Source organism: Novosphingobium sp., assembly GCF_965229225.1.
Classification (GTDB): domain Bacteria; phylum Pseudomonadota; class Alphaproteobacteria; order Sphingomonadales; family Sphingomonadaceae; genus Novosphingobium.
In genome coordinates this window covers 3,670,784-3,690,328 of record NZ_OZ245867.1, presented here as the reverse complement: position 1 = coordinate 3,690,328, position 19,545 = coordinate 3,670,784, and the positions used below count along the sequence as shown (strand labels likewise).

Annotated in this window: 14 protein-coding genes and 1 other RNA gene; 7 read left to right on the top strand and 8 right to left on the bottom strand. The window is 65.8% G+C overall.

Annotated features, from left to right (window positions below; all coding sequences use genetic code 11):
- The first annotated feature begins 19 nt into the window (after window positions 1-19).
- Window positions 20-511 carry a DUF4188 domain-containing protein gene (locus ACO06X_RS17345; RefSeq protein WP_421837435.1) on the top strand — a complete coding sequence of 164 codons (492 nt, stop codon included), beginning with the start codon at window positions 20-22 and terminating at the stop codon, window positions 509-511.
- Here ACO06X_RS17345 and ffs read toward each other — a convergent pair.
- From ffs to hrpB, 3 genes are all read right to left on the bottom strand, one after another.
- An RNA gene (gene ffs, locus ACO06X_RS17340) (signal recognition particle sRNA small type) lies at window positions 507-601 on the bottom strand. The genes ACO06X_RS17345 and ffs overlap by 5 nt on opposite strands.
- 543 nt (window positions 602-1,144) lie before the next feature.
- On the bottom strand, window positions 1,145-1,423 hold the full coding sequence (locus ACO06X_RS17335) for an ETC complex I subunit (RefSeq protein ID WP_421837434.1): 279 nt from the start codon (window positions 1,421-1,423) through the stop codon (window positions 1,145-1,147).
- Window positions 1,424-1,606: 183 nt separating this feature from the next.
- Window positions 1,607-4,063: an ATP-dependent helicase HrpB gene (gene hrpB / locus ACO06X_RS17330; RefSeq protein WP_421837433.1), complete on the bottom strand. Its 2,457-nt coding sequence runs from the start codon at window positions 4,061-4,063 to the stop codon at window positions 1,607-1,609.
- Window positions 4,064-4,119: 56 nt separating this feature from the next.
- Between hrpB and ACO06X_RS17325 the strand changes: the two genes are divergently transcribed.
- The gene (locus ACO06X_RS17325) at window positions 4,120-4,260 is read left to right on the top strand and encodes a hypothetical protein (protein ID WP_298169376.1); all 141 of its coding nucleotides are present in this window, start codon (window positions 4,120-4,122) and stop codon (window positions 4,258-4,260) included.
- 88 nt (window positions 4,261-4,348) lie between these two features.
- Window positions 4,349-5,365 carry an aldo/keto reductase gene (locus ACO06X_RS17320; RefSeq protein WP_421837432.1) on the top strand — a complete coding sequence of 339 codons (1,017 nt, stop codon included), beginning with the start codon at window positions 4,349-4,351 and terminating at the stop codon, window positions 5,363-5,365.
- 115 nt (window positions 5,366-5,480) lie between these two features.
- Here ACO06X_RS17320 and ACO06X_RS17315 read toward each other — a convergent pair whose 3' ends face one another.
- Window positions 5,481-5,816 carry a winged helix-turn-helix transcriptional regulator gene (locus ACO06X_RS17315; protein WP_421837431.1) on the bottom strand — a complete coding sequence of 112 codons (336 nt, stop codon included), beginning with the start codon at window positions 5,814-5,816 and terminating at the stop codon, window positions 5,481-5,483.
- Between the two features lie 75 nt (window positions 5,817-5,891).
- Between ACO06X_RS17315 and ACO06X_RS17310 the strand changes: the two genes are divergently transcribed.
- Complete coding sequence (locus ACO06X_RS17310; protein WP_421837430.1) at window positions 5,892-6,458, top strand: carboxymuconolactone decarboxylase family protein; 567 nt, start codon at window positions 5,892-5,894, stop codon at window positions 6,456-6,458.
- On the opposite strand, the gene ACO06X_RS17305 is transcribed toward ACO06X_RS17310, so the two are convergent.
- Entirely contained in the window at window positions 6,455-7,468 is a 1,014-nt protein-coding gene (locus ACO06X_RS17305; RefSeq protein ID WP_421837429.1) for a polyprenyl synthetase family protein, read from the bottom strand. The two genes, ACO06X_RS17310 and ACO06X_RS17305, sit on opposite strands and share 4 nt — an antisense overlap.
- 102 nt (window positions 7,469-7,570) lie before the next feature.
- Between ACO06X_RS17305 and ACO06X_RS17300 the strand changes: the two genes are divergently transcribed.
- Together ACO06X_RS17300 and ACO06X_RS17295 are read left to right on the top strand one after the other, a co-directional pair.
- Window positions 7,571-7,861, top strand: a complete 291-nt coding sequence (locus ACO06X_RS17300) for a chorismate mutase (RefSeq protein ID WP_421837428.1) — start codon at window positions 7,571-7,573, stop codon at window positions 7,859-7,861.
- On the top strand, window positions 7,858-8,907 hold the full coding sequence (locus ACO06X_RS17295) for a Rieske 2Fe-2S domain-containing protein (protein WP_421837427.1): 1,050 nt from the start codon (window positions 7,858-7,860) through the stop codon (window positions 8,905-8,907). Before ACO06X_RS17300 ends, ACO06X_RS17295 begins: the two co-directional genes overlap by 4 nt.
- Window positions 8,908-8,922: 15 nt before the next feature.
- On the opposite strand, the gene ACO06X_RS17290 is transcribed toward ACO06X_RS17295, so the two are convergent.
- The 3 genes from ACO06X_RS17290 to ACO06X_RS17280 all read right to left on the bottom strand — a co-directional run bounded on the left by ACO06X_RS17290 (window position 8,923) and on the right by ACO06X_RS17280 (window position 17,471).
- Window positions 8,923-13,272: a beta strand repeat-containing protein gene (locus tag ACO06X_RS17290; protein WP_421837426.1), complete on the bottom strand. Its 4,350-nt coding sequence runs from the start codon at window positions 13,270-13,272 to the stop codon at window positions 8,923-8,925.
- 253 nt (window positions 13,273-13,525) lie between these two features.
- Window positions 13,526-16,843: a S41 family peptidase gene (locus tag ACO06X_RS17285; protein ID WP_421837425.1), complete on the bottom strand. Its 3,318-nt coding sequence runs from the start codon at window positions 16,841-16,843 to the stop codon at window positions 13,526-13,528.
- A gap of 160 nt (window positions 16,844-17,003) precedes the next feature.
- Entirely contained in the window at window positions 17,004-17,471 is a 468-nt protein-coding gene (locus tag ACO06X_RS17280; protein WP_054122293.1) for an Lrp/AsnC family transcriptional regulator, read from the bottom strand.
- Between the two features lie 290 nt (window positions 17,472-17,761).
- On the opposite strand from ACO06X_RS17280, the gene ACO06X_RS17275 reads away from it, so the two are divergent.
- Window positions 17,762-19,534 carry a sensor histidine kinase gene (locus ACO06X_RS17275; RefSeq protein WP_421837424.1) on the top strand — a complete coding sequence of 591 codons (1,773 nt, stop codon included), beginning with the start codon at window positions 17,762-17,764 and terminating at the stop codon, window positions 19,532-19,534.
- Window positions 19,535-19,545 lie beyond the last annotated feature (11 nt).

The following is a 19,545-nucleotide window of genomic DNA, read 5'->3' as shown; positions in this document are numbered from 1 at the left end:
AAATGGGAAGCCTGCCCGCATGAGCACCATCACGCCCGGCCGGGTGACTGCCGCCCATCACGGCCCTCTCGTGGTCTTCGTGATCGGCATGCGGATCAATCACTTCCACAAGGTCGGCAAGTGGCTACCGGTGATCCGTTCGATGGGCCCGATGCTGGAGGAGCTTTACCGCAATCCTGCCAGCGGCTTTCTCGGCACCGAAACGATGCTGCGCAGCCTGCGCACTATCGTCCTGCTGCAATACTGGCGTGATTTCGACAGCCTCGAAGCCTATGCCCGTGCGCGTGATCAGAAACACTGGCCGGCCTGGACCGCCTTCAACAAGGCGATCGGGGGCGACGGCACCGTCGGCATCTTCCACGAAACCTACGTTGTGCCCGAACACGGCAGCGAGACGATCTACGCCAACATGGTGCCCTTCGGCCTCGGCCAGGTCAGCGGCACGGTGCCCGCCACAGGTTCACGCAACGCAGCGCGCTCACGGATGCGGGGCATATCGGAAGGGGATTGAAGGAGCCGGGCGACCCGCCGCACATCGTTGTGGCTGCTTCCTTCCGGACCTGACCAAGTTGGCGACAGCAAACGTCCGCCCGACTCCCGCCGCGCATATGGCGGGGCTCGCCGGAAAATGCAATCCCGCGAGAACCCAGCATTGAGTCAGTTTGATTTCTTTTTGTCGTTCAATCCAATGTGAGCCGGACATAGGTTTCCAGTAGCGTAGGCTTCTAGAAGTGCTCGCGCTCGGGCGTCCGGGACAGCTAGATAGCGAAAGCTGCAAGTCCGCACACGTGCCTTATCGTTCTGGAAATAGGATATCACAAAAGAGGACAAGCCATCTAGATGGTTCGTCAGACGCTGAAAAACGCCTCTTTTCCCTCTACTTGATTTGCCGACATGAAGGACAAGCTCGGCGGTTCCATAGATTATATAGACGCCTTGTTCAGAGGTAACGTCCTTCGATAGACGCCCACTTGTCGGAAACGACTGTATCGGTGCAGACAAAAGGCTTTTGAACAGATGCTCAATTTCGGCCTGCTCGCCGGTCATGTTGCACCCTCGATGCTAAACCTAACCACTGCAACCTCTCCATCTTCCCAAAATGCAGGTGGCGAGCTCGGTAACCGCAGGTGGGTCGATGGGGCAACTACCGGAAGTTGTCGGCGTAGCTCTGCAGCTTGAGCCGCTTCGGCGGAACCGGGCTGACATGCGCGGCAATGCCGTACTTGCCGGCATAGGCCTTGGCCTCGTCAGCAGAGCCGAACGTCAGCACCACTTGCACCTGCGTATCGCCGGAGCCGGCCCAGCCCATCAGCGGATCGGGTTTGCGCGCCTCAGCCGGCGCGAATTCGAGAACCCACTGGTCGGTGCGCGACCTGCCCGATTGCATGGCATTCTTCGGGCGCTGATAGATGCGAGCAGTCATGGCGATCCCTTGGCCACGAATCGGCTTTGAAATCAAGTGCGCGATGGCCCGAAGCAGCGTGCAAACCGCTCTGGATTCCCGCCTGCGCGGGAATGACGAGCTCTTGGGATGTTCCTTTGCTTCAGTCGTCATCCCCGCGAAGGCGGGGATCCAGAGCGCAACAGCGCCCCCCCCCCTTACAATCTAGCGCTTCCCCGCCTGAAACGCGTTCTTGGTCCTCAGGCTTGCTTCCTCTTCCCACGGCGCATCCGGCCAGCGGTGCTTGGGGTAGCGCCCCTTCATGTCCTTCACCACATCGCGCCACGAACCGCGCCAGAAGCCGGGTAGGTCCGCCGTCGTCTGGATCGGCTTCTGCCCCGGCGAGGTAAGCGAAAGCAGCAGCGGCCTTGGCGGGTCGCCGATTGTCGGGTGCCGGTCCAGCCCGAACAGCGCCTGCACCCTGAGCTCCACCGCCGGTCCGCCCTCATGCGCATAATCGATCGCGTGGCTCGTCCCGGCGGGCGAGGTGAACTCCGCCGGTGCCAGCCGGTCGAGCGTGCTCCGCGCGTTCCAGTCGAGCCGGCCCAGCAGCGCTTCGTGGAGCTTGCCCGCACCGATCTGGAAATCCCGCCGCCCCGCCAGCAGCGGCCCCAGCCAGTCCTCAGCCTCGGCCAGCAGCGCCTCTGCAGCCAATTCCGCCAGCCCCGCGTAGCGCGCCCGCTCGATCAACGCCAAGGCCTTCTCGCCCAGCGGCAGCAGCCCCAGCCCCTCGGCTCGCAGCCGCTCCAGCAGCAAGCCAAGCACCGCCTGCGCTGGCGGTGAAGGATCGGGCACCCGCGCCAGCACGACGGCCCCCAGTCGCCGCTCCAGCCGCGCCTCGACACGGGCCTCTGCGGCATTCCACGCCAGCGCATGCCGCGCCTCGATCCGGTGCGCGAGATGGCGGGTAACGTCGGACTCCGCCAACGCCAGCGCCGCGGTGATCCGCGCGCCCTTTGCCTCGCCCTGCGCATCGCCGATCACCAGCCACGCCGCGCGGACCAGCGAACTCGCCGGATCGAGCCGGTAGCCGCGCCCGCCCGAAGCCAGCCATTCCTCCCCGCTCGAGCCGCGTGCCCGCGCGATCCGATCCGGGAAGGCTTCTGCCAGCAGCACGCCCAGCGGCACATCCTGCCCCCGCTCCGCGCCCAGATCCTGCGCAGCGCGCTCAGCCGCCTTGGCCCAGCGCGCCGCCAACTTGCGCGAAGCCTCTGCCCGGCCTCCACGCTCGCGCCCCCAGCGCTCCAGCCGCGCGGCAAGGTCCTCGCCGCGCCCGCCCAGCCCGCGCTCCTGCAGCAGCAGCGCCAACCGCGCCGCGTCCTCCGCCTGCCCTCGCGCCGCCGCGTAGAGCAGCATATGCGCCAAGGCTGGCTCCATCGGCAGCGAGGCCATCGCCTGCCCATGCGGTGTGATCCTGTCTTCGCCGTCGAGCGCCCCAAGCGCCGCCAGTGCCGCGCGCGCCGCTGCCATTGCGGCCGCCGGCGGCGGATCGATCCACGCCATCGCCGCCGGATCGCCAGCGCCCCATTGCGCCAAAGTCAGCGCCAAGGGCGTCAGGTCGCTGGTCAGGATTTCCGGCGGATCGAACGCCTCGCGTCCCGCATGGCCTGCCTCTTCCCACAAACGATAGGCCACGCCCGGGCCCTGCCGCGCCGCGCGCCCCGCCCGCTGCGCTGCCGAAGCCTGACTCGCCCGCACCGTCACCAGCCGCGAGACGCCCGCCGCCTTGTCGAACTCCGACCGCCGCGAAAGCCCTGCATCGACCACGATCCGCACGCCGTCCAGGGTCAGCGAGGTTTCGGCAATGCTCGTCGCCAGCACCACCCGCCGCCGCCCCTGCGGATCACGCCGGATCGCCGCGCGCTGGCCTGCCGGCTCCACTTGCCCATGCAGCGGCAGCACGAGCGCCTGCGGCAACCGCTGCGCGAGCAAGTCCGCGCACCGCTCGATCTGCGCAACGCCGGGCAGAAACACGAGCACATCGCCCTCCTCCTCGCCCCACGCCTGCACCACCGCGCTGGCCGCCGCCTGCTCCGGTTTCAGGTCCGGTCGTGAACCCAGCCAGCGGATCGCCAGCGGATGCGCTTTGCCCTCGCTTTCCACCACCGGGCAATTGCCCAGCAGCCGCGCAAACCGCGCGCCGTCCAATGTGGCGGACATCACCACCAGCCGCAGATCATCGCGCAGCACGCCCTGCGCCTCGTGTCCCAGCGCCAGCGCGAGATCGCTGCCCAGTCCGCGCTCGTGCGCCTCGTCGAACAGAACCGCCGAAACGCCCGCCAACTCCGGATCACCCAGCAATGCGGAAACGAAGATCGCCTCGGTCATCACCACGATCCGCGTCTTGGCCGAGCGCTTGGCATCAAGCCGGGTGACATAGCCGACCGTCTCGCCCGGCTGCTCCCCCATCAGTTCGGCCATGCGCTCCGCTGCCGCCCGCGCGGCCACGCGCCGGGGGCTGAGCACGATCACCTGCCCCTTGCACCACGGCTCGCGGATTAGCGCGGGCGCCACTGCCGTCGTCTTGCCCGCCCCCGGCGGCGCAATCAGCACGGCCGAAGTTCTGGCGCGCAAGGCATCCAGCAACTGTGGGAAAACGGCATGGATCGGAAGGTCACTCACACGCTTTGCCCTAAGCACCCTCTTCGGCCCCTGCAATCCATGCTAGGGCGCTGCCCATGAGGACCAGCATCGAAATTCTCGTCGCGCTCCTCACGAGCATACTCGCCGGCGGCACGGTGATCGCCGCCCTCATTGCCGCCGCCGCGCTGCTCGCCGCCAGCGCCGTGTGGTGGCTGATCGGCAAGCGCCCGCACTGACCCATTCACACTTTCGCTAGCACCCGCGCGGCTTGACCGGCCCGCAGCCCAGCGCCACCTTCACCCAAACTTCTGGAGCACGCCAAACATGCAACACCGCCGCCTCGGCACATCCGCCATCGTTGTTTCCGATATCTGCATGGGCACGATGACCTTCGGCAGCCAGGCCGATGAGGCCACCGCCCTTCGCATCCTCGACATGAGCTACGATGCCGGCATCAACTTCTACGATACGGCGGAAGGTTATCCCGTGCCGCCCGATGCGAAGTGGGTCGGCCGCACCGAGGAAATCGTCGGCAAGTGGATGAAAACCAAGCCGCGTGATGCGATCATCATGGCCACCAAAGTCTCTGGCCCCAGCCACGTCTGGTTCAAGAGCCCCAAGCGCAATGGCATGACCGCGCTCGACCGGCACAACATCATCAAGGCGGTGGAGGACAGCCTCACCAAGCTCGGCACCGACTACATCGACCTCTACCAGACCCACTGGCCCGATCACGACACGCCTTATGAAGAGACGATGGAAGTGCTCGACGAACTCGTCCGCGCGGGAAAGGTGCGCGTGCTCGGTTGCTCGAACGAAACCTCGTGGGGCCTGATGAAGTCAATCGAGGCGGCCAAGGCCGTCGGCGCCGCGCGCTATCACACGATCCAGAACAACTTCAGCCTCAACAACCGCCGCTTCGAAGATGAACTGGCGCAGGTCTGCCGCAAGGAAGGCGTGAGCCTCATCCCCTATTCGCCCATCGGCGGCGGCGTGCTCGCCTGCAAGTACAGCGGCGGCGCCCGGCCCGACGGCGCACGTTTCTCGAAGTACCTCGAAATGGGCGGCCGTCAGGCCAGCATGGCCCGCCGCTTCGTCAACGAGAAGTCGATCGAATCCGCCGAGCGCTTCGCCGCGATCGCTGCCGAGCACGGCCTCGATCCGGTGACATTCGCGGTCGCCTGGTCAAAGCAGCACGATTTCGTCGCATCGACCATCGTCGGCGTGACGACCGAGGAACAATGCGCCCCGATCTTCGCTGCCGCCGATCTGGTCTTGCCGGAAGAGGCGATGAAGGCCGTCAACGCGGTGAGCCGCGAGATCATGTACCCGATGGGGTGAGGCTCAGCCGCTCTGGATTCCCGCCTTCGCGGGAATGACGAAACCTTCTGCAACAGAGTTTCTTTATGTCGTCATCCCCGCGAAGGCGGGGATCCATAGCTGCAAAAAACTGCACTCAGCCGCCCCGCACCTCGAGCATCGCCGCCCATTCGTTGGCCCACGCGTCGAGCGTGGCCAGCCGCCGCGCCAGCGCCATGCCGTGCTCGGTCAGCGCATTGCCCGCCTCGCCCTGCTCGATCAGCGCCAGTTCGCGCAGATCCTTGAGGCGCTGGTTGAGCAGCGTCGGTGAAACGTCGTCGCAGCGCGTCCGCAGCGCCCGGAACGTCGCCGGGCCCTGTCTCAACTCCCACAGCAGGCGCAGCGTCCAGCGCTGCCCCAGCACATCGAGCAGCACCATGATCGGCCGCCCGGTCTGCGATCCCCTGACCGGCATTCCGGGAAGCTTGGCCACGTACGCTCTCCTGCTTGACGCTACATTTTTTGTAGCATACTTCCGCTATCGATCTTGTAGCAGAAGGAACGCGTGATGACCAACCAGCTCGCCCCGCTTGCCGCGCCCTATCCTCCGGAGATTGCCGCAATCCTGGCAGGGTATCCGCAGCAGGACGGCTATCTCCTCTCGCTGTTCCGCACCTTCGCCAACAGCCTGCGCTTTCTGCGCAAAGGCGTGCCCAATCTGCTCGACCGGGAGAGCCCGCTGCCGCTGCGCATGCGCGAGATCGTCATCCTGCGCACGACTGCAAACCGCCGTTGCGAGTACGAGTGGGGCGTCCATGTCAGCATCTTCGCCAAGGCTGCGCGCCTTTCGCCAGAACAGATCGCCGCAACGACAGCCGTCGCAATCGACCCTGCGCTGTGGAGTGAAACCGAGGCTGGCCTGCTCGCCGCAATCGACGCGCTGTGCCGCGATGGACGGATGGATGATACGCTCCACACGGCTTTCACCGCCGCCTGGACGAAGGAACAACAGCTCGAGATTTTCGCGCTGTGCGGCGCCTATCACACCGTCAGCTTCGTCGCGAATTCGGCTCGTCTGCCGGGCGAGCCCTTCGGCGCGCGCTTCCCCGAATCCGCAGCCAGCCAGCGCTCCTAGTACCGCCGCGCGACCGCAAACTCCGCCGCTTCAGTCATCGCCGCCTTGGCCGCCCCGGCCGGGAACTTGGCAATCGCATCGATCGCGCGCTGGGCATAGTGGCGGGCGCGTTCGCGGGTCGCGTTCACGGCCTCGTGTTTGCGGATCAGCGCAATGGCATGGGCCAAATCGGCATCGCTGTTGCGATCCCCCGCAATCGCTTCCTGCCAGAAGGTGCGCTCCTCGGCTGAGCCGCGTGCATAGGCGAGGATCACCGGCAGGGTCATCTTGCCCTCGCGGAAGTCGTCGCCCTGGTCCTTGCCCATTTCGGAGGCGTCCGAATCGTAGTCGATCGCATCATCCGCCAGCTGGAACGCGATGCCGAGATTGCGGCCATACGAATCGAGAGCCAGCTCGTCGGCCTCGTTGCGCTCCGCCACCACGGCGGCGATGCGGCAGGCCGCGGCAAACAGCGCGGCGGTCTTGGCGTTGATGATCGCGAGGTAGCGTTCCTCGCTCGTTTCCACCTGCCGCTGTGCGACAAGCTGATCGACCTCGCCCTCGGCGATAACGGCGGAGGCATTTGAGAGGATTTTCAGCACCTTGAGGCTGCCATCCTCGACCATCAGTTCGAAACTGCGGCTGAACAGGAAATCGCCCACCAGCACCGTCGCCGGGTTGCCGTAGATGATGTTGGCGGCCTTCTTGCCGCGCCGCATGTCCGACCCATCGACCACATCATCGTGCAGCAAGGTGGCGGTGTGGATAAATTCCACCGTCGCAGCCAGCTTGTAGTGGCGGCTGCCGCCATATCCCAGCAGTGAAGCGCTCGCGAGGGTCAGCATCGGGCGCATGCGCTTGCCGCCACCGGCGATGAGATGGCCAGCGAGTGCCGGGATCAGCGGGATGCGTGATTGCATCCGGCCGAGGATCACTTCGTTGACACTGTTCATACCTTCGGCCACGAGCGCCATAAGCGGCTGCAGCGATGGCTCGGCGCGACGGGGGAGCGAGTGGATGGATGCAGTCATCGCCCGTCCGCTTGGCCTGCTCACCGGCGCTTGGCAAGATGCAACTTGTGCCACAGTGGGCATCAGCCCCCTCGAGGCGGGGCAGGTGAACGGAGATTTGGGATGAGCGAAGACCCGGTTCTGGCCGGCTACCGCCAGAGCATAGACAATATCGACGCGGCGATGATCCATATTCTGGCCGAGCGATTCCGCATCACCCAGGCGGTTGGCGCTTACAAGGCGGCGCATCAGCTCCCGGCCAGCGACATCGCGCGCGAGGAGCGTCAGATCGCCCGCCTGCGCGCGCTGGCGGTCGATGCCAAGCTCGATCCCGAATTCAGCGAGAAGTTCCTGCGCTTCATCATCGAGGAAGTGATCCGCCACCACGAACAGGCGGCGGAAGCCAAAGGGTGAGCCGAGGGGGCAGCAGCGGCCACGGTGCCGAAGGCTGGCTCAGGAACGCGTGGTATGTCGCGGACTGGGCCGATGCGATCACCGATGCACTGACCTCGCTTGAAATTCTGGGCGAGCGGGTGGTGCTGTTCCGCGCCGAGGACGGCCAGCCCGTCGCGCTCGAAGATGCCTGCCCGCACCGCAAGCTGCCGCTTTCGATGGGTCGGCGCGAGGGCGACACGCTGGTCTGCGGCTATCACGGTCTCGCCTTTGATCGCAGCGGCACTTGCGTGGCCGCACCGACGCAGACCGCCCTGCCGAAAGCCTGCGTGCGCAGCTATCCGCTGGCGGAACGCTATGGTCTCGTGTGGATATGGATGGGCGATCCGACCAAGGCGGACCCGGCGACAATCGTCGACATTCCGCAGTGGGGCTCGCCCGATTGGGGCTACAATCGCGGGCCCATGATGCAGGTCGATTGCCACTACCTCTATGTGGTCGACAACCTGCTCGATCCCACCCATGTCACCTGGGTCCACCCCGGCTCGTTCGGCGATGCCTCCTGCGCCGCCGTGCCGATCGAAACCCTCTCGGCGCCCGATGGCGTCACTGCCGCGCGCTGGCTCATGGATACCGCGCCCGCGCCGTTCTACGCCAAATTCCTGAAATTCACCGGCCACGCCGATCGCTACCAGCACTACGAGATGCGCTACCCATCGAATGCGGTGATCAAGGCGGTGTTCGTGCCGGCCGGCTCCGGCGGTCATGACACGCCGCTGCATCCAGATGCGTTCTGCATGGACAGCTTCAATTTCCTGACACCCGTAAGCGCCCGCCAGACGCGCTATTTCTGGTTCCAGCTGAGGAACTTCGCGCCCGATGATGCGGCCGTATCAGAAGAATTCACGGCCGACGTGAAGCACGCCTTTGAGGAGGACCGCGTGATCCTCAACGCCGTGCAGATCGGCATGGAAACCAGCCCCACGCCTACCATCGACCTCAAGAACGACCTTGCCTCATTCCGCTTCCGTCAGACGCTGGCGCGAATGATCGCTGCGGAGGGGTGAGTGAGATTCAGGCGATCAGACCGCGATCAGGAAATCGGTAAACGCCAGCGCCGGTGCCCCTGTCAGCTGGGCAATTTGCACCGCAGCGGTCGCCCCCGTGCCGTCCGCGTCATACCACAATACCCCGGTCGCGGTGTTGTAGATGAACCGGTCGGTTGCATCGTGCGCCGTATTCACCCCCGTGCCCGACCAGAACGCATCGACGCTCATCGCCCCCGTCGCCGCAAAGCCGGTGTAGACAGCGCGGCTGAACGAGAGCTTGTCGGTGCCGGAGGCGAAGTCCTGCAGCGTATCGAAATTCGTCGCGGCATTGGGCGCGGTATCGAACACGAAGGTGTCCGTCCCCGTCCCGCCATTCAGCGTATCGTTGCCCAGACCGCCGACGAGCCGATCATTGCCGATCCCGCCCAGCAGCGTGTCAGCCCCCAACCCGCCGGTCAGCGTATCATTGCCGTCGAGCCCCGAAAGCACGTTGTTCCCGGAATTGCCGGTCAGCACGTTGCCGAGCGCATTGCCGGTGCCGTCGATCGCCGCGCTGCCCGAAAGCGTGAGGTTCTCCACGTTCACTGCAAGCGTCCAGCTGAGCGATGCCGTCACGAGGTCGGTCCCGCCGCCCGCCGCCTCGGTCGTCACGTCCAGCGCGTTGTCGACGATGTAGTTGTCGTTGCCGCTGCCGCCGATCAGCGTATCGGCGCCCGCGCCGCCATCAAGCACATCTGCGCCGCTGTTGCCGGTGATCACGTTGGCAAGCGCGTTGCCGATGCCGGTGTGGCCTGAGGAGTTGGTGAAGGTCAGCCGCTCGACATTCGCGCCCAGCGTGTAGGACGCCAGCACGGTCTGCACCGTATCGGTGCCCTCGCCCGCGAGTTCGGTGACGACATCGCCCGCCGCGTCGACGACGTAAATGTCGTCGCCCAGCCCGCCGATCATGGTGTCGCTGCCGGCCCCGCCGTTCAGCGTGTCGTTCCCGCCAAGGCCCGTCAGCACATTATTGCCGCTGTTGCCCGTCAGTACGTTGGCCTCGTTGGTGCCGGTGCCGCTTAGCGCCGCCGTGCCCGAAAGCGTCAGGTTTTCGATGTTGGCGGCCAGCGTCCAGCTGATCGAGGCAGTGACGAGATCGGTCCCTTGCGCCGCCAGTTCGGTGGTCACATCGCCCGCGTTGTCGACGATATAGCTGTCGTTCCCCGCGCCCCCGATCAGCGTATCCGCGCCCGCGCCGCCGTCGAGTACATCGTTGCCGGTATTGCCGGTGATCACGTTGGCCAGCGCGTTGCCGATGCCGGTGTGCGAGGAGCCGTTGGTGAAGGTCAGCCGCTCGACGTTCGCAGCCAGGGTATGGCTCGCCAGCGTGGTCTGCACCGTGTCCGTGCCCTCGCCGACCAGTTCGGTCACCACATCGCCCGCCGCGTCGACGACATAGATGTCATCGCCCAGCCCGCCGATCATGGTGTCGTTGCCCGCCCCGCCATTCAGCGTGTCGTTGCCGCCGAGGCCGGTGAGCACGTTGGCGCCGCTGTTGCCGGTCAGCACGTTGGCATCGGTATTGCCGGTGCCGTTGATCGCCGCTGTGCCCGAAAGCGTCAGGTTCTCGACATTGGCGGAGATCGTATAGCTGACCGACGCGGTGACAAGGTCGGTGCCCTGCCCGGCAAATTCGGTCACCGCGTCGCCTGCATCGTCGACCACATAGCTGTCGTTGCCGAAGCCGCCCACCAGCGTATCCGCCCCTGCGCCGCCGTTCAGCGTATCGTTGCCCGCATTGCCGGTGATCACGTTGGCCAGCGCATTGCCGATGCCGGTATGCGCGGAGGAATTCGTGAACGTCAGGTTCTCGACATTCGCCGCCAGCGTATAGCTCGAAAGCGTCGTCTGCACGACATCGGTGCCCTCGCCGACCAGTTCGGTCACCACATCGCCGGTCGAATCGACGATATAGGCATCATCGCCCAGACCGCCGATCATCGTGTCGCTGCCCGCTCCGCCATTCAGCGTATCGTTGCCGCCAAGGCCCGTCAGCCTGTTCGCGCCCGAATTGCCGACGAGCACGTTGGCATCCGCGTTGCCCGTGGCATTGTTCGCCGCGCTGCCGGAAAGCGTCAGGTTCTCGAGATTGGCGCCCAGCGTCCAGGTAATCGAGGACACGACGAGGTCGGTGCCCTGCCCTGCGAGTTCGGTCACCACATCGCCCGCGTTGTCGACGACATAGCTGTCGTCACCCAGCCCGCCGACCATCGTATCCGCCCCGGCGCCGCCGTTCAGCGTATCGTTGCCGCCCAGCCCGGTGAGCACGTTGGCCGCGCTATTGCCGTTGATCACGTTGGCATCGGTGTTGCCCGTGCCATTGATCGCCGCCGAGCCGGACAGCGTCAGGTTCTCGACATTGGCCGCCAGCGTCCAGCTGATCGAGGACGAGACGCCATCAGTCCCCTCGCCCGCCGCCTCGGTGGTCACGTCGCCCGCATTGTCGACAACGTAGGTATCGTTGCCCAGGCCGCCGATCATGGTATCGGCACCCGCACCGCCGTTGAGCGTGTCGTTCCCGCCAAGCCCCGTCAGCACGTTGGCGCCGCTGTTGCCGTTCAGCGAGTTTGCATCGTCATTGCCGGTGCCGTTGATCGCGGCCGTGCCCGAAAGCACCAGGTTCTCGACATTGACCGCCAGCGTCCAGCTGATCGAGGCGGAAACCGTATCGGTCCCCCCGCCCGCAGCCTCGATCGTCGTGTCACCGATGTTATCGACGGTGTAGGTGTCGTTGCCCAGCCCGCCGACCATGCGGTCCGCACCCGCCCCACCGTTGAGGTTGTCCGCGCCGCCGCCGCCCGTGAGCACATTGTTCAGCGCATTGCCGACGCCGGTATGCGCAGCATTGTCGGTAAAGGTCAGGTTCTCGACATTGTTGCCCAGCAGATAGCTCGCCAGCTTCGTCTGCACCGTATCGGTGCCCTGCCCGGTGAGCTCGGTCACCACATCGCCGGCCACGTCGACGACGTAGATGTCATCACCGAGCCCGCCGATCATCGTGTCGCTGCCCGTGCCGCCATCGAGCAGGTCGTTGCCGCCGAGGCCCGTCAGCGTGTCATTGCTGGCAAGGCCGATCAGGTGATCGTCGCTGGTCGTGCCGGTCAGCGCGTCGATCCCGTCGGTGCCGGTGATCACGTTGTAGATGCCGTAGGTGTAGAGCTGCGCCTTGATGCTGGTGCCGTCGGCGTCGCCGCCAAGCCCGCTGCCATCGCCCCACGCGATGACGAAGCCGTCCCCGGTCACGCTGGTGATCACCGGGCGCTCCTGATAGCCCGCCGTCACCGTGTTGATCAGCATTTCGCCGCCCAGCCTGGTGCCATCGCCATCGAAGACCTGCGCCTTGATGTCGCTGTTCGTTGGGCTGACAAAGTGCTGCCACGTCACCACGAAGCCGCCATTGGGCAGGCCCGCGATCGCCGGGAAGTCGCGCTCGCCTGCGCTCGTATCGCTGACAACAAGCGATCCGCCCACCTTGGCCCCCGCCGCGCTGAACACCTGCGCGCGGATCAGCGTATCGGGCTGACCGCTTGCCGGGTTCGAATCCTGCCACGCGACGACGAAGCCGCCGGTCGCCAGCCCCGTGACCACCGGCAACGCCTGATCATTGAGCAGTTTGGCATCGACCGCGATTTCGCCGCCGATCATAGCCCCCGCCGCGCTGAAGAGCTGCGCCTTCATCGCCGTGCCAGACGCAGTGCCGTCCATCCAAGTCACGACATAGCCGCCGCTGGCAAGGCTGGTCACCGTCGGCTGGGTCTGGTCGCCGGTGGTCTGGGTGTTGACCCGAGCGGCGCTGCCCACCGGCACGCCCGCCGCGCTGTAGAGCTGCGAGAGGATCCCCGCGCCGCTCGCATCGCCAGCGGACCCCGCATAGTCCTGCCAGGTCACCACGAAACCGCCGCCGGAAAGGCCGGTGATCGTGGGGTTGTGGTTGCCGGGCACGTTATTGCCGCCCTGCTGCGTCCAGGTCGTGCTGTTGACGAGGAAGGACGGCGTCACCACCGCCCCGCTCGCATTGTAGACCTGCGCCTTGATCTTGTAGTCCGATTGGATGCCCGCTTCGGTCCAGGTCACCACGAACCCGCCGCCCGCAAGGCTCGATACCGTGGGGAACGACTGATCGGTCGCCGCGCCGCTTGCCACCGCAAACTCGCCGCCCACCTTGGTGCCCGCCGCGCTGTAGAGCTGCGCCTTGGCCACGCCGAGGCCGCTCACGCCCGAATAGTCGGTCCAGGTCGCCACGAAGCCGCCGCCCGAAAGCCCGGTGATCGAGGGCATTTCCTGAAAGCCCGCAACCTCGGTATTGACCAGCAATTCGCCGCCGACCTTGACGATTTCAACCATTCTGGTTCCCCGCGTGCACCCCGCCGACCGCCTCTCGCCAGCAATTCCGAGCGCGAGGTACGGCGGGTGCAGTCCAATCCGTTGCGAGGCGGGTTAGCGGATAAGGGTTAAATTTCCTTGCAGCGGCAAGGCTGCGGCGCAGTCCGGGCAGGGCTGTGCAACGCGCGCAATTGCGCCAATCCTGCGACCGCCGGGCCATGAAACAGCCCGGCGGTCATGCTTTCCCGGTAAATCCGGCATTTTACTTAGATTGTTAGTCCAGACTGTCTGGCAGGACCGGCTTCTTGTCCGGCGCGGCAGGCTGGACAAACGTCGGCGGTGGCGATTTGGCGAGGGCCTCGAGCGCGATGCGAACACCGGCTTCAAGCTGCGGATCATGACCCAGCCGCTGTTGCGCCGGATCCTGCACGACTTCCACGTCCGGCGGAATGCCGATGTTCTCGACTTCCCACTGCCCGCCCGTGCCATAGATCGCCCAGCGCGGCGCGGTGACCATGCCGCCGTCCATCAGCGCCGGATAACCGCCGATGCCGATCAGCCCGCCCCAGGTGCGCGTGCCGACCAGCGTCCCCACGCCCGCCTTGCGGAACAGCCAGGGCAGCGCATCGCCGCCCGAACCCGACAGCTCGTTGATCAGCATGACCTTGGGCCCGAAGATCGCCTGCGCAGGCTCGACCATCGGCTCGCCTTCGCGGGTCGAATTGACCATCTGCGGGGTACGCTTCAACTGATCGACGATGTAGTCGGCAATATCGCCGCCGTGATTGAAGCGCTCGTCGATGATCATCCCCTGCTTGCCGACCTGCGCGAAGTAGTAGCGGTTGAAGTTCGTAAAACCGCCGCCCGCGGTATCGGGCAGATAGACATAGCCCAGCTTGCCGCCCGAAAGCTTGTCGACCAGCTGCCGGTTGGCTTCCATCCAGCTGTGCAACCGCAGCGGAATATCGCGTGCAATGGGCACGACTTTGACTGCCCGGGAACCGGTCCCGTCCGGGTTCGGCCCGACCGTAAGCACAGTCTGCCTGCCGGCCAGCCCCTCGAAGCCCTTGTAGACTTCGTTTGCCGGATCGACCGGGCGACCGTTGATCGCCAGCAGATACTCTCCGGCCTTCACCTCGGCACCGGGCTGTGCCAGCGGTGCCTGCAATCCCGGGTTCCAGCTTTCGCCCTTGAGCACCGTGCGGAAGCGGTAGTGCCCTGCCACTTGTTCGAAATCGGCCCCGAGCAGGCCAGTGCTCACTGCATTCTGCTTCGGCCCTTCGCCGCCGTTCACGAACGTATGGCCAACGCCGATGTGCCCCGTCATCTCCTCGAACAACGCGTTCAGTTCGGCGCGGCTGCCCAGCCCCGCCAGGAACGGCGCATAGAGCTTCTCCGCCCGCGCAAGATCGAGGCCGTGCGCCTTGGGATCGTAGAGGAAATCTCGCTCGATCCGCCACACCTCGTGATACATCTGGCGCCATTCGGCCATCGGATCGACAGAGATCGAGGCTGCAAACTTAACCGCTGCCGGCTTGTCGCCCTCCGATGGCGCGCCGGTCGAGGCAAGGAAGCGGTGCCCCTGACGCGCGAAGAGCAGCTTCTTGCCATCTGCCGAGACCGACAGCGAACCGGAATCGGCCCCGTCAACGATGGTCGCGGGCTTGCGCGCCTTGGTGTCGTAGCGGACAACCGAGACCGGCACCGGCGCATCGCTTTCGTCGATCAGGTCGTGATCGGTGAAAACGACCGGCGCAGTAACGGCCAGGACCGTCCCGGCCTCGGCCGCAAACAGCCCGACATAGTGCGCCACGGGAAGATCGAGCGCGACGATGCGCTGGTCGAGCCCGGCGAAATCGATCTGCACCGGCTTGGGCGCGGCAGCAGCCTTGCTGTCCTTGCTGTCCTTGCTGTCCTTGCTGTCCTTGCCGGCCTTCGCATCGTCTGCCTTGGCCGGCTTGTCGCCAGCCTTGGCATCCGCCCCGCTTTCCTCGTCGCTTTGCAAGGCCGTAGGCGCGGCCCCGTCCTTCTTCAGCACCGCCGCATAGACCGCGCCGTCGCTCGCGCGCCCAAGGCTCGACATGTCGAGCCAGCCCGCGCCCAGCCCGCGGCTGGTGTTGGCGATGAAGTAGAGCACCTCGCCGCCCGCGTCGAACCGGGGCGAAACCGCGTCGCTCATCCCGTCCGTCAGCGCCTGCGCGGTGCCGGTGGCAAGCGTGTGGATCATGATCGTGTGGAGGTGGTTGGTGCCTTGCACCGCATAGGCCAGATAGCGGCTATCGGGCGACCAGGCCGGATCGAAATTGTGCTCGGGGCTGTCATAACGGTCGGTCGCGATCCTGGCCGGTTTGGGCGCAGCCGCCGTCAGATCGACCAGCCACAGATTGAGCCGCTTGTCATGGAACACGATGCGCTTCGAATCCGGCGACCACAGCGGCGCATAGAAGTACGAAGCCGGCGTGCCGAGATCGATCTTGCGCACCGTGCCGGTGCCGTCCGCAGCGCGGATATGCAGCGCGTATTCGCCGCTCTCATCGCTGAAATAGGCCACCGACTTGCCATCGGGCGAGGCCGCCGGATCGCGTTCGGCCACGCCCGGCGTCTGTGTCAGATTGCGGGCATCGCCCTTCTCGGCGGGCACCGAGATGATCTCGCCATGCGCCTCGACCACCATGCGCTTGCCCGAGGGCGTAAGCACCGCTGCCGCAATGTCGTCCGCATCGAGATCCTTGACATGGGGCCGCAGCGAAGGTGCCTCAGCCCCGATTGTGATCGCGGGTCGCGATACTGCGCCGGTGGCAAGGTCATAGACCTCGATCTTGCCGAAATGGTCGATCACGATCCCGCCCGGCCCTGCCGAGGCCGAGGCCATGTCGAACCCTCGGTCGTTGCGGATTACCTGGGTGACCGTGCCGCCCTTGCCGGCATAGCGATAAAGCGTGCGTGGCCCGTCACGATCGGACAGGAAATAGACATCATCGCCCACGAACATCGGATTGCGATCGTTCGAGTTTTCGCGCGGGATCGTGACGACCGAACTGTCCTTGAGGTCCGCGATCCAGATACGGTCGGTCTGCCCGCCGCGATACTGCTTCCATGCCGGCTGCCATTGGCTGAACGGGGTGTAGGCGATATGGCTGCCATCCGCGCTCAACGCGCCGTCGTCGCCCGAAGGCAACGGCACCGGGCGGGGATCACCGCCGCCCACCGGCACAAGGTAAAAGCGCTGCAGATCGCGCGCCGTCTCGCGCACGGAGCGAAACAGGATGCTCTTGCCATCGGCCGACCAGCCAAGCGCGACATCGGGTCCCGGGTGCCAGGTCAACCGGCGCGGCACACCGCCCGCGGCCGGCACCACATAGACATCGCGATTGCCGTCAAACCTGCCGGTAAACGCAATCATCGTACCATCGGGCGAAAACACCGGACGACTGTTGTCACCCTGCCCCGTCACCAGCACGCGCGCGGCCCCGCCGGTCCGGGGCACGGTCCAGATCGCGCCGGCATAATCGAAGGCAATGTCGGTCGCCGAAAGGCTCGGATGCTGCAGCAGACGCGGTGGTTCCCGCCCTTGCACTGCGTTTGCGGTCATCAGGGCGGCTAGCAGTGCTGTAGTTGCAAGCAGGGCACGGCGCATGTGCGGCATTCTCCGGTTGTGATCTCACGAAACCGGAGTGCTAACGTGCCGAAACGGGTTTGCCTAATCCCCTGATCACCGAAATGCAGGCTGCGTGGGGAGGCCCCCGCGCTGCTCAATCGTCCAGCGGCACACCCGGCAGCTGTTTGGCCGTGCGGATCGTCAGCGAGGTCTTCACGCTCGCCACGTTGGGCGCGGGCGTCAGCTTGCTGGTGAGGAATTCCTGGAAGCTCTGCAGATCGCGGCTCACGATCTTGAGGATGAAATCGATCTCGCCGTTGAGCATGTGGCACTCGCGCACTTCGGGCAGGGTGCGCATGTGCTCCTCGAACTGGCGCAGCGATTCCTCGGCCTGGCTCTTCAGGCTCACCAACGCGAAAACGGTGATCGCAAAGCCCAGCTTGGAAGGATCGAGCTCGGCATGATAGCCGCGAATCACGCCCGCTTCCTCAAGCGCGCGCACTCGCCGCAGGCAGGGCGGCGCGGTCAGGCCGACGCGCTGCGCCAGCTCGACATTGGTCACTCGTCCTTCATCCTGCAATTCGGCGAGCAGACGCCGATCGATCCCGTCGAGAGTTGCCATGGTTCTCTGTTTATCCTGCGTGCGCTCGGATGCATCGTGTTCGGATCAATTGGTTAACTCCGCCCCTTGCCACACCCGCACTTTAGGCTGCATGCAAAGGGCTGTCCGGCCAATCTTGGTAACTTTCCACACCTTGTGCGGCTGCTGTCGATAATTTTGTTGTTTAATATCGCAATCGTCCCACAATGCAACGCAATCAACAGACCCCTTCCAGCCCACCTACATTTTGTTAGGGTCCCGGTAACCACCACGGGCGCGCCGGCGCGTGTTGCCCTCTGCTTGGAGAACGCATGATTGTCGACGATCGCCTCGAAACCGTGCTGCGCACTGTCGCGGCCGGGCCGGGTGCGGTCGCCACGCAAATGCGCCAGTTGCTGGACATCCTCGGCCGCACCCCGGCCGAGCGGTGGACCGAGCAGCATGTCGCCGCGCTCACCCGGCTTGATTCGATCACTGCGATGCTGGGCGAACCTGCGAGTGCATCCCTTATTGCCGCTGCAGGCCTGCGTTCACCAATCCTTGTCGAACATTTTGCCGAAGCCGGTCCCAAAGTGGCACTGGCCGCGATGATCTCGGCCCGCCTCACGGATCGGGATTGGCTCCAGCTTATTCCCGATCTTCCGGTGCAGGCGCGCGGGTTCCTGCGCCATCGCCGCGATCTGGGGCCCGAGGTGGAAAGGTTACTGGCCCGGCTGGGCGTGACCGATTTCGCGCTGCCCCTCCCGCCCGGTTTCGCACAGCAGCAGGAGCCTGCAGTGCGCCTCGTGCCGCTCCCGCCGATCGCAGCCGTCCCGCCGATGAGTGAGGGAGTGCCCCCTCAGGCGGGTGAGGGCATCGGTGCGATCATCGCCCGCATCGAGGCCTTCCGCCGCGCGCGCGATCTTCCGGCCGGCGCCCCGGTCGAAGGCATCGGCGCGCAGGCTGCGATGCAGAGCCGCCTGCCCTTCGCGGATGAGCCACCCCCGGCGCCGCCCGCCATTACCGCGATCGACATCGCGCTCGATACCGACGGCACGGTGATCGCCGCCAGCACGCCACTCGCCGCTGCGCCCTTCGCCGCTGCACTCGTGGGGCTGCGCCCCTTTGCCGCCGATCCCGATGCTCCGGTCGCCTGCGATCCCGGCACGCTCGGCGCGGCGCGGGCGCGCCTGCCGGTGATCGGCGGCCGACTGGAACTCGAAGGGCCTGCCCCTGTCGCAGGGCCATGGCGCATCGATGCCGTTCCAGGCTTCGCTCCCGATAGCGGGCATTTCCTCGGCTGGAATGCCCGCCTGCGCCGCCCACCCGCGCCCCCTGTCGCTGCCCCGTCCACCGCTACCGACGATGCAGCGCAGCGCAGCACGGATCGGCTGCGGCAAATGCTGCATGAACTGCGAACGCCCATCAATGCGATCCAGGGCTTTGCCGAACTGATCCAGCAGCAGCTGCTCGGCCCCACGCCGCACCAGTACCGCAGCCTTGCCGCCGGCATCGCTTCGGATGCCGCCCGCATGCTGGCGGGGTTCGAAGATGTGGAGCGGCTCGCCCTGCTCGAAACCGCCCCTGCCCCCGCTGGCGCAGCAGCCGAGGGCGAGACCGATCTTGTCGCGCTGCTCACCCGGCTGATCGCCCAGCTCGATCCCCTGCTCGCCCCGCGCGAAGTGGTGCTATCACACGATCTCCCCGATGGTCCGCTGCCCGTCGCAGTGCCGCCGGACGAGCTCGAGCGCACGCTCTGGCGCCTGCTGTCCCTGATCGCGAGCGCTGCGGCACCGGGTGAGCGCATGGCCCTTTCGCTCAGCGTCGGCGCCGGCCCGCAGGGCTATGCGGTGCGCCTGCGGCTCCCGTTTCCCGCCTCGCTCGCTGCCGCGAGCGAGGGCGCGCCGCTCGTCGCCGATAGCCTCGCCAGCCCAGGCGGCATGCTCGGCAGCAGTTTTGCGCTGCGCCTGTGCGGGGCGGAGCTACGCGCGGCCAGCGGCCTCATGGTGCGCGAAGAGGCAAGTGTGGATGTAACTCTCCCGCTCTTGACCACGGCACGCCATACACCTAGCCACAAGGGCATCGTCGGTAACCAGACCGGCTAAGGGAACCGTGG

Bases quoted from the DNA above. Each gene is read 5' to 3' on its own strand.
- ACO06X_RS17285 (WP_421837425.1), bottom strand. From the start codon at position 16,843: ATGACCGCAAACGCAGTGCAAGGGCGGGAACCACCGCGTCTGCTGCAG.
- ACO06X_RS17325 (WP_298169376.1), top strand. From the start codon at position 4,120: ATGAGGACCAGCATCGAAATTCTCGTCGCGCTCCTCACGAGCATACTC.
- ACO06X_RS17305 (WP_421837429.1), bottom strand. From the start codon at position 7,468: ATGACTGCATCCATCCACTCGCTCCCCCGTCGCGCCGAGCCATCGCTG.
- ACO06X_RS17300 (WP_421837428.1), top strand. From the start codon at position 7,571: ATGAGCGAAGACCCGGTTCTGGCCGGCTACCGCCAGAGCATAGACAAT.
- ACO06X_RS17290 (WP_421837426.1), bottom strand. From the start codon at position 13,272: ATGGTTGAAATCGTCAAGGTCGGCGGCGAATTGCTGGTCAATACCGAG.
- ACO06X_RS17345 (WP_421837435.1), top strand. From the start codon at position 20: ATGAGCACCATCACGCCCGGCCGGGTGACTGCCGCCCATCACGGCCCT.
- ACO06X_RS17280 (WP_054122293.1), bottom strand. From the start codon at position 17,471: ATGGCAACTCTCGACGGGATCGATCGGCGTCTGCTCGCCGAATTGCAG.
- ACO06X_RS17335 (WP_421837434.1), bottom strand. From the start codon at position 1,423: ATGACTGCTCGCATCTATCAGCGCCCGAAGAATGCCATGCAATCGGGC.
- ACO06X_RS17310 (WP_421837430.1), top strand. From the start codon at position 5,892: ATGACCAACCAGCTCGCCCCGCTTGCCGCGCCCTATCCTCCGGAGATT.
- ACO06X_RS17275 (WP_421837424.1), top strand. From the start codon at position 17,762: ATGATTGTCGACGATCGCCTCGAAACCGTGCTGCGCACTGTCGCGGCC.
- ACO06X_RS17320 (WP_421837432.1), top strand. From the start codon at position 4,349: ATGCAACACCGCCGCCTCGGCACATCCGCCATCGTTGTTTCCGATATC.